At 70.5% G+C, this 9,229-nt stretch carries 10 protein-coding genes; 6 read left to right on the top strand and 4 right to left on the bottom strand.

Annotation, left to right across the window (positions count from 1 at the left end):
- Positions 1–75 precede the first annotated feature (75 nt).
- From I2501_RS33980 to I2501_RS33965, 4 genes are all read right to left on the bottom strand, one after another.
- Entirely contained in the window at positions 76–342 is a 267-nt protein-coding gene (locus I2501_RS33980; RefSeq protein WP_196197391.1) for a hypothetical protein, read from the bottom strand.
- Between the two features lie 98 nt (positions 343–440).
- Entirely contained in the window at positions 441–1,466 is a 1,026-nt protein-coding gene (locus tag I2501_RS33975) for an EamA family transporter (RefSeq protein ID WP_196197390.1), read from the bottom strand.
- 254 nt (positions 1,467–1,720) lie between these two features.
- Positions 1,721–2,953 carry a kynureninase gene (gene kynU / locus I2501_RS33970; protein WP_196197389.1) on the bottom strand — a complete coding sequence of 411 codons (1,233 nt, stop codon included), beginning with the start codon at positions 2,951–2,953 and terminating at the stop codon, positions 1,721–1,723.
- Positions 2,950–3,762 carry a tryptophan 2,3-dioxygenase gene (locus tag I2501_RS33965; RefSeq protein WP_196197388.1) on the bottom strand — a complete coding sequence of 271 codons (813 nt, stop codon included), beginning with the start codon at positions 3,760–3,762 and terminating at the stop codon, positions 2,950–2,952. Before I2501_RS33965 ends, kynU begins: the two co-directional genes overlap by 4 nt.
- 146 nt (positions 3,763–3,908) lie before the next feature.
- Between I2501_RS33965 and I2501_RS33960 the strand changes: the two genes are divergently transcribed.
- The 6 genes from I2501_RS33960 (at position 3,909) to I2501_RS33935 (ending at position 9,200) form a co-directional block, all read left to right on the top strand.
- A complete protein-coding gene (locus I2501_RS33960; protein ID WP_328806739.1) occupies positions 3,909–4,355 on the top strand; it encodes an Lrp/AsnC family transcriptional regulator in 447 nt (148 codons plus the stop codon).
- An 86-nt stretch (positions 4,356–4,441) separates the two neighbouring features.
- Positions 4,442–5,251 carry an alpha/beta hydrolase gene (locus I2501_RS33955; RefSeq protein ID WP_328806738.1) on the top strand — a complete coding sequence of 270 codons (810 nt, stop codon included), beginning with the start codon at positions 4,442–4,444 and terminating at the stop codon, positions 5,249–5,251.
- A gap of 340 nt (positions 5,252–5,591) precedes the next feature.
- Positions 5,592–7,010 carry a family 2B encapsulin nanocompartment shell protein gene (locus tag I2501_RS33950; RefSeq protein ID WP_196197387.1) on the top strand — a complete coding sequence of 473 codons (1,419 nt, stop codon included), beginning with the start codon at positions 5,592–5,594 and terminating at the stop codon, positions 7,008–7,010.
- A gap of 16 nt (positions 7,011–7,026) precedes the next feature.
- Entirely contained in the window at positions 7,027–7,785 is a 759-nt protein-coding gene (locus I2501_RS33945) for a bestrophin-like domain (protein WP_196197386.1), read from the top strand.
- A 95-nt stretch (positions 7,786–7,880) separates the two neighbouring features.
- Positions 7,881–8,426, top strand: coding sequence for a DinB family protein (locus I2501_RS33940; protein ID WP_196197385.1), 546 nt, complete (start codon positions 7,881–7,883; stop codon positions 8,424–8,426).
- A gap of 267 nt (positions 8,427–8,693) precedes the next feature.
- Complete coding sequence (locus I2501_RS33935) at positions 8,694–9,200, top strand: SigE family RNA polymerase sigma factor (protein ID WP_196197384.1); 507 nt, start codon at positions 8,694–8,696, stop codon at positions 9,198–9,200.
- Positions 9,201–9,229: the final 29 nt, after the last annotated feature.

The raw sequence follows: 9,229 nt of genomic DNA, 5'->3' as shown, positions 1-9,229 counted from the left end.
GCGACCGCGCCGGGACGCCCGCTTTGCTGCGGGGGTCCCGGCGCGTTGCCGGTATGCGGTTGTAAAGGGCTGCGGTCAGTTCACTGACGGCCCCGTGCGCCAGGCGTCCAAGCCGGCCTGGCGGGCCATCTTGGCTTGGTTCAGGGTGCGCGTGGCCATCTCGCTGGGAGGCGTCTCCCAGGTCTGGATCCAGCGGCGCCCGGCCGAGATCAGGGAGAGGCCGACGAGGGTCGCGCCGGTGGCGACGACCATCGAGCCGAATCCCGTCATCGCCGCGCCGACCGCCAGCAACCGGGTGTTGGGGCGGAAGCCCTGGGTGCCGTTCGTCGTCATCGCAGTCATGGCACCACGATGCGCGCGACTGCCCGGCCCCGCACCTCGGGACGGGCAGTCGGGTCAGGCAGGGCGTGGGGGGCAGGTCAGGAGGTGTAGGGACAGGGTCAGTGCGGAGTCGACGCCGACGGGGCCGGGTCGGCCTGCGTCCCGGCGGACGCGTTGTCGGGCGCGCCTGTGGGAGTGGAGACGACGACGGGCGTGCTCGGCTCCGAGGGACGGCTGGTCTGGGCGATGAACGCCCCGATCAGCACCAGCGCTCCGCCCAACAGTTGTGGCGTGGCGAGGTGTTCGCCGAGCAGGACCCAGGAGAGCACCGTCGCCCAGATCGCCTCCAGGAACGCGATCACCGATGCGACCGGTGCGGACAGGCGGCTCACCGACGTGACGCCGGTCAGGTAGGCGACGACGGTCGAGATCAGGACCATCCACAGCGCGAGCGCGATCGCGGGGACGCGGGTCGAGTTCATCGTCGCGTCGCCGCCCAGCACGTGCCAGGGCAGCGTCCACGGCTGTGCCAGCGGCGTGATCACCAAGGCGCCGATGAGTAGGCCGAACGCGGAGAGGGCGATCGGATCGATCCGGTCCTTCGGGGCGGCGGAGGCGCTGCGCCCGGCCTTCTCGGAGATCACGAAGTAGCCGACCTGGGACACCGCCGCGCCCAACCCGAAGAGCACGCCGATCGGGTCGAGCCCGCCCAGCCCGGTCCACACCTCGACCACCAGCGCGAGGCCGACCGTCGCCGTCAGTGCGCCGAAGGCCGCCGCACGCGTCACCGGGCGCCGCTGCACGAAGCGGACGTAGCCGAGCAGCAGCGAGGGGCCGAGGTACTCCAGCAGCATCGCGATGGCGACCGGGATGCGGGAGATGGCGAAGAAGTACGACACCTGCACGAGCGTCACGCCCAGCAGCCCGAACCCCAGCAGCAGCCACGGCTGACGTCGCGGTAGGTCACGGTGGCGGATCGCGACCGGCAGCAGCACGAGGGCGGAGCCCGCCATCCGGATCCAGACCACCTGCAGAGGGCTCAGCCCGGCCTCGATCAACGGTTTGGCGGCAACGCCGGAGCCACCGAAGCAGAACGCGCTGACCAGCGCGAGGGGGAGACCGAAGGAGCGCCGAGGGCTGTGCATGAGTCGCATTGTGACAGCGCCCGTGCGGAAGCGACAGGGGTGTCTCACGGCGATGCTGCTGTCGTCGGCGCGGCGGTCAGTTGCACCTCCCGGACATCGCGAGAGACCACTGACATACGGATGGCCCTGCTCGTTCGGCGTGCTACCTGTGTGGGTGGCTTGTCGCGCAGTTCCCCGCGCCCCTGAGGTGCACGGTTGCTCTTCTTCAGAATCCCAGCGCCCTTGGCGGTGCAACTACCCGAGGGCGAACGTCCTCAGGTCACCGCGCCCCGCTGGGCGAAGCGTGGATCGCGCCATTCGCCGGAGGCGAGGACCTCGCGGAGGGCCTCGGCTGCGTCGAAGACGTCCGCGTGGGAGACGTAGAGCGGGGTGAAGCCGAAGCGCATCACGTCCGGGGCGCGGAAGTCGCCGATCACGCCGCGTGCGATCAGCGCCTGCACCACCGCGTACGCGCCCTCGTGCCGGAGGGAGATCTGGCTGCCGCGCTCCGCAGGCGTCCTCGGGGTGACCGTCGGCAGGCCGAGTGCGTCCGTCAGACGGAGGAAGAACGACGTCAGGCTCAGGCTCTTGGCGCGGATCCGTTCGAGGTCGACGTCCGCCCAGACGTCCAGCGCCGCGTCCAGGCCGGCGAAGCTCAGCAGCGGCGGGGTGCCCGTCAGGAAGCGGCCGATGCCGGTCGCCGGGGCGTAGTCCGGGGACATCGCGAACGGCTCCGCGTGGCCGAACCAGCCGGTCAGCGGCTGGCGGGCCGCGTCGTGGTGGCGGGCGGCGGCGTAGAGGAAGGCCGGGGCGCCGGGGCCGCCGTTGAGGTACTTGTAGCCGCAGCCGACGGCGAAGTCCGCACCGCAGGCGTCGAGTTCGATCGGCAGCGCGCCGACCGAGTGGCACAGGTCCCAGACCATCAACGCGCCCGCCGCGTGGACCTGTTCGGTCACCGCGGCCATGTCCTGGAGACGGCCGGTGCGGTAGTCGACGTGGGAGAGGAGGACCACCGCGGTGTCGTCGTCGAGCAGGTCCGCCAGCGAGTCCCCGTCCCGGCCGATCAGCCGGCGGCGGGCCGGGACCAGGCCCTCGGTCATGTAGAGGTCGGTCGGGAAGCTGCCCACCTCGCTGATCAGCGTCGAACGGCCCGGACGCAGCCGCATCGCGGCCGTGAGCACCTTGAACAGGTTCACCGACGTCGAGTCGCAGACGACGACCTGGCCCGACGCGGCGCCGACCAGCGGAGCCAGCCGTTCGCCGAGGCCGCGCGGCAGGTCGTACCAGCCGGCCTCGTTCCAGCTGCGGATCAGGCCGTTGCCCCACTCCTCCTCGACCATGCGGCGCAGGCGCTCGGGGGTGTGGGCGGGCAGCGCGCCCAGCGAGTTGCCGTCGAGGTAGAGCACGTCCTTGGGGAGCGTGAACCGCTCGCGGAACCCGCCCAGCGGGTCCACGGCGTCCAGCGCCAGCGCGTCCTCGCGGGTGGGAGCCCCCGCCCCCTGGCTCACAGCTCGTTCCTGACGGCCCAGAGGTCCGGAAAGACATCCGTCTCCGCTGCCTTGCGCAGCCAGGTGAGGCCGCTGGAGCCGCCGGTGCCCGGCTTCGCGCCCATGCAACGCTTCACCGCGCTGAGGTGGCGCTGGCGCCACTGCGTCACCCGCTCGGCGACGTCGAGCAGCAACTCGGCGAGGCCCTGGAGCTCGCGGGCGTGCGGCATCGTCGAGTCGGTGTAGACGGAGAGCCAGGCGGCCTTCGCGTCCGTGGTGTCCACCCCGCGTCGGTCCAGGTAGGCGACGGCGTCGTCGTAGAGGCTCGGCTCGTTCAGCGTGCGGGTCAGGTCGGCGTGGACCTGCGGGCTGCCCGCGTAGAGGCGCAGCAGGCGCTCCTCCTTGTTGCCGAGCAGGAACTCCAGATGCAGGTACATGTACGACTGGAAGCCGCTCGCCTCGCCCAGCACCGGGCGGAACGCCGAGAACTCCACCGGCGTCATCGTCGAGAGCAGGTCCCAGGACCGGACGAGGACGTCCTGCGCGTCCAGGCCCCGCCGCAGCGCGGCGGTCGCCTCGGGCAGGTCGTCGGCGCGCAGCGCGTGCTGGGCGCGGGTCCACTCGTGCCGTATCAGGCCGAAGAGCAGCTCCATCACCTGTGTGGCGACGATGAACGAGGTCTCCGCGGGCTCCTTGCTGAGCGGGTGCAACAGGCTGTGCAGCGTGTCGATCCCGGCGTACGCCGCGTACGGCGTGGTGGGCTCGCCGAAGTCGACCTTGGGTGTGGTCGCCTCGGGGAGCGTGGTTGCAACGGAGGGCGTCGCAGGCATGGTGTGGTCCTTCCGGCGCGGTGGGGCACTGCCATTCTGCTGCGCGGCGGCCTTCTGCTGAATGGGCAACGAACCGCGACTGGGCCGTTCGGCTTAGCCTTGGCAAGGCAGATTCGCGATAGTGGTTTGCAAACACAAAGCGTGAGGTGAGTGCGGTGCTGGACGCGGTGGACCGTCGGCTGCTGGCCGAACTTCAGGAGGACGCGCGCCTGTCCTTCAACGAGCTCTCGCGGCGGGTGAACCTGTCCGCCCCGGCGGTGGCCGAGCGGGTCAGGCGGCTGGAGTCGACGGGTGTGCTGAGCGGGTACCACGCGGAGGTGGACCTGAACCGGGCCGGTCGCGTGGTCACCGCGCTGGTCCAGGTCCAGTGCTACGGCCCGCGCTGCGTGCTGCGTGACCCTGCGGTCACCGAGTGGCCGGAAGTGCTGCAACTGCACCGCGTCACCGGAGGGGCCTGTTGCGTGCTGATGGTCGCTGTGGCAACGATGGCTGAGTTCGAGGGGCTCATCGACCGGTTGGCGGAGTACGGGCAGCCGTCCAGCACGATGATCCTGTCGACCCCGCTCCGCTGGCGGCCGGTCGAGCCGGTGTGAGCGCCCGCTCCGGCACAGATGCGCCGAGGCGGAGAGGTGCAGAGGCGTGAAGACGTGACCAGGCCCGAATCTGGAGGGGAACCGACGTGCTGGACGAGGACGCGCTGAGCGAGCTGCGGTTGACGCCCGACAAGTCCCGCGCCTACGGCGGCCACGCGGACCAGGTCGTCGACTTCCTGCTGCCGGGCGGCGGCGCGGGGTCGGGCGGCGGCCAGGGCGGCGAGGGGAAGGCGCTGGTCGTGCTGCTCCACGGCGGGTTCTGGCGTCCGGCCTACGACCGTCAGCACACCGCGCTGCTGGCACGGGCGTTGGCGGACGAGGGCTACCTGGTCGCGGTGCCGGAGTACCGGCGGACGACGGGCTGGCCGGAGATCTTCGACGACGTCGCGGTCTGCGTCGAGTCCCTGCCGATGATGACGGCGGCGTTGGGCTTCCGCCCCAACCGTACGGTACTTGTGGGCCATTCGGCCGGTGGCCACCTCGCGCTGTGGGCCGCCGCGCGGCACCGCCTCCCGGCGGGCTCGCCGTGGCGCACGGAGTCCCGCCCGGACGCGGTCGTCTCACTGGCGGGCTGCGCGTCGCTCCGCCTCGCGGACGAGTGGCGCCTGGGCGGCGGCGCGGCCCACGACATGATGGGCGGCTCGGTGGACGCCCTGGCGTCCCGTTACGCGGACTGCGACCCCGCGGCGCAGTTGCCTCTCGGCGTGCCTGTGACGCTTGTCCACGGCGTGGACGACGTGGTGGTGCCGGTGACGATGTCGCGCGAGTACGCGCGGATGGCGCGCGAGGCAGGCGAGGAGGTCCGGCTGGTGGAACTGCCGGACATGGAGCACTACGGTCTCATCGACCCGAGCAGCTCCGCCTGGCCGCACGTGCGCTCCGCGCTGGAGGCGTAGCCAGGAAGTACGTTGCGCAGGCAGGCGGTTGCACTATCCAGGGGCGCGGGGAACTGCGCGAGAAACCACTGACGAGCGGATGGCCCTGCGCGTTCGGTGTGTTTCCTCGCAGGGTGGCTTGTCGCGCCCACGCGGCGGAGCCGCATATCAGCAGAGCCCCGCGCCCCTGGATGGTGCAACCGCTCGGGGGAGCGCGCCCTGCGCGTCGGCCGTTACCTGCCCTGATACCCACCGCTGATCGCGCGCAGTCACGCTCTTTCGGGTAATAGCCGCCGCCCCTCCCCGCCCTCCACCCTGGAGGTGTCGATCAACTCCAGGGCTCCAGGGGAGGACCCCAAGCATGACCGTCGACGCAGGTATTGACGCCCAGTCAGACGCTTCGGCGGAGCCGACTGCGCTCGGTACCGCCGCCGCGAAGAACCTCGCCACCACGACCAAGACCCCGCCGCAGATGCAGGGCATCACCTCTCGGTGGTTGCTCCGCATGCTGCCGTGGGTGCAGGTGTCCGGTGGCACCTACCGGGTCAACCGCCGCCTGAGTTATGCGACCGGCCGAGGCCGGCTCAGCTTCGCACAGACCGGGGCGGAGACCCGGATCGTGCCGCCGAGCCTCGCGGAGCTGCCGCCGCTCCGCGGCTTCGGGGAGGACGCGCTCCTCACCGAGCTCGCCTCGCGCTTCACCCAGCGGGACTTCGCCGCGGGCGAGGTCATCGCCGAGTACGGCGAAGTCGTCGACCACGTGCTGGTCATCGCCCACGGCAAGGTGCAGAAGGTGGGCACCGGCAAGTTCGGGGACAGCGCTGCCGTCCTCGGCGTCCTCGCCAACGGCGACCACTTCGGCGACGAGGCGCTGCTGCGCGACGACGCGCTGTGGGAGTACACGGCGAAGGCCGCCACCGCAGGCACGTTGCTGTCCCTCCCGCGTCAGGCCTTCACGGACCTGGTCGGCCGGTCGCCCGAACTGCGGGCGCAGCTGTCCGCGTTCGAGGCGGCCGGTGCTGCCGCGCAGGACAAGCATGGGCAGGCGGCGATCGAGCTGGCCGCCGGTCACGACGGCGAGCCGGAGTTGCCCGGCACCTTCGTGGACTACGAACTCGCGCCGCGCGAGTACGAGTTGAGCGTCGCGCAGACCAAGCTCCAGGTGCACACCCGGGTCGCCGATCTCTACAACCAGCCGATGAACCAGATCGAGCAGCAGCTCAAGCTGACCGTCGAGGCCCTGCGCGAACGCCAGGAGCACGAGATGATCAACAACCCGGAGTTCGGGCTGCTCGCCAACGCCGACTACGAGCAGCGCATCCACACCCACGGCGGCCCGCCCACCCCGGACGACATGGACGAGCTGCTCGCGCGTCGCCGCGGCAACAAGTTCTTCCTGGCCCACCCGCGTGCCATCGCCGCTTTCGGGCGTGAGTGCAACCGGCGCGGGCTCTACCCGGAGGACGTGGACGTCGCGGGCAACCGGATCCCGGCCTGGCGCGGGGTGCCGATCTTCCCGTGCAACAAGATCCCGGTCAACGGCGGGCACACCAGCTCGATCCTGGTGATGCGTACCGGTGAGGACGACCAGGGAGTGGTCGGCCTGCACCAGACGGGGCTGCCGGACGAGTACGAGCCCGGTCTGTCCGTCCGGTTCATGGGCATCAACGAGCGGGCGGTGATCCAGTACCTGGTCAGCGCCTACTACTCCTGCGCCGTGCTCGTCCCCGACGCGCTCGGGGTGCTGGAGAACGTCGAGGTCGCCCGGCCCCGGGACTGAGGGACGGCGACCGAGCGTGAGCTGGAGCGACATCCTCATACTCACGGCCACGTTGGTGGCCTCGGCGGTGCTGCTGTGGCTGCTGCAGCACTTCGTCCCGCACCGGTTGCGGGAGAGCCACAACGACGTGGCGGGGTTCATCTTCGCCGCCGTGGGCGTGATGTACGCGGTGCTGTTGGCCTTCGTCGTCATCGCCGTCTGGCAGAACCTGGACTCCGCCAAGCAGACCACCTTCAAGGAGGCCGACGCCCTGGCCGGCGTCTACTGGATCTCCCGCGAGCTTCCGCTGCCGCTGGGCGCGCAGTTGGAGCACAACACGCTGGAGTACGCGCACGTCGTGCAGGACACCGAGTGGCCGCTGATGACCAAGCACGAGAGCAGCTCGCAGGCCACGGACCTGGTCTACGAGATGCGTTCGGAGGTCTTCAGCTTCAACCCCTCGACCCCCCGGGAGCAGGTGCTCTACGAGCACGCCGTGACCCACGTCGAGGACCTCGCCTCGGAGCGCCGCGCGCGGCTCAACGAGGTGGGGGACTCGGTGCCGGTGATCATGTGGGTGGCGCTGCTCGCCGGAGGGCTGCTGACGGTCGGCTTCACCTATCTGTTCGGGTTGTCCAACACCCTCGCCCACGGGCTGATGGTGCTCACCCTGACTGCTCTGGTCGTGGTGTCACTGCTGCTCATCAAGGAGATGGACTACCCGTTCACCGGTGTGACCCACGTCGATCCGACCGCGTTCCAGGTGTTCCTGGAACGACTGCCCCCGCCACGATGAGAAACCCGGAGCAAGGAGGACAGAAACTGTCCTAGTTCCCCTCTAGCGTGGGGACCACCGAGAGCGAAGCATTGATGTTCTGAAAGGTGGTCCCCATGCCGACTGTTGTGATCGAAGAGAAGGACGAGCGCGACGCCCTGCTCAACTTCGTCGAGGCCCAGAGCGCGGCGGTGCGCCGGGCCGTCGGCGGGTTGAGCCGCGAGCAGCTCACCGCCCAGCCCACCGTGAGTGAGCTGACTCTCGGCGGGCTCGTGAAGCACCTCGCCGAGATGGAGAGCAACTGGGTCCGGGTGATCCTGGCCGGACGCGAGCCGCTGGTCACTCGCGACACGAGCACTTGGTCCGATTCCTTCCGCCTGGTGGAGGGCGAGGAGATCGGCGACGTCCTGACGTTCTGGGACGAGGTCGCCGCCGAGACGGCCGAGATCGTCGGCGGACTTCCCGACCTGGAGGTCACCGTCCCGTTGCCGGACCGCCCTTGGTTCCCCAAGGGCGCCGAGCGCTCGGCCCGGTGGATCCTGCTCCACCTGATCGAGGAGATCGGCCGCCACGCCGGCCACGCCGACATCCTGCGCGAGGCGACAGACGGTGCCACCGCCTTCCAACTCCTCAGCCCGGAGCAGCTCCGCCCCAACGACTGACCCGGAGCGAACGCTCCCTCAAACCTGCTGCGCCAGAGCCCCCCGACCGGATCCGGCCGGGGGCTTCTGCGCGCCGGTTTTCCGTCCTCGCTGACTTTCCTGGCTTTTTTGCCGCCACCTGTAACGTCCCGTGGGGTCATCCGCGTCAATCAGGCAGCAGTGCACATCACCCGGAACGCCGGGGTGCACGGGCCAAGCACAGCACAGGCCAGGGACGGCACGGGCCAGAAAACGCGGCAGTGGTGGGGGCGTGGATGCGGGCGGTCGATGAACGGGACCGATGAGCAGGAGTACCTGGACTTCGCGACCGCGCGAGCCGGAGCGCTGTACCGGACGGCGTGCCTGCTCACGGCCGGCGACCGGCATCTGGCCGAGGACCTGGTCCAGGAGACGCTCGGCCGGATGTACGCCCAGTGGCGCCGTGTCGCGAGCGCCGACAACCCGGCGGCTTATGCGCACACGGTGCTGGTGCGCGCTTTCCTGAGCCATCGCCGTCGCCGGAGCGCGGGCGAGCAACCCACCGGGCAGCTGCCCGAGAACGTGGCGGCCGAGGGGGACGCCACGCTCCGGCTGACGCTGCTCGACGCGCTCTCGCGCCTGCATCCGCGCGACCGTACGGTGCTGGTCCTCCGCTACTGGGAGGACCGCAGTGTCGAGGAGAGCGCGCGCGTGCTCCGGATCAGTGCCGGAGCGGTGCGGACCCAGAGCTCGCGTGCCCTGGTCAGACTCCGCGCGGTCCTCGGCGACTCCCTGACGGACCTGTCCACCGCCTGACCTCGCTCCTGCCCACTTGCGACTCCCGC

This window comes from Streptacidiphilus fuscans, assembly GCF_015690355.1.
Lineage (GTDB): Bacteria > Actinomycetota > Actinomycetes > Streptomycetales > Streptomycetaceae > Streptacidiphilus > Streptacidiphilus fuscans.
This window is presented reverse-complemented; position numbering and strand designations above follow the sequence as displayed.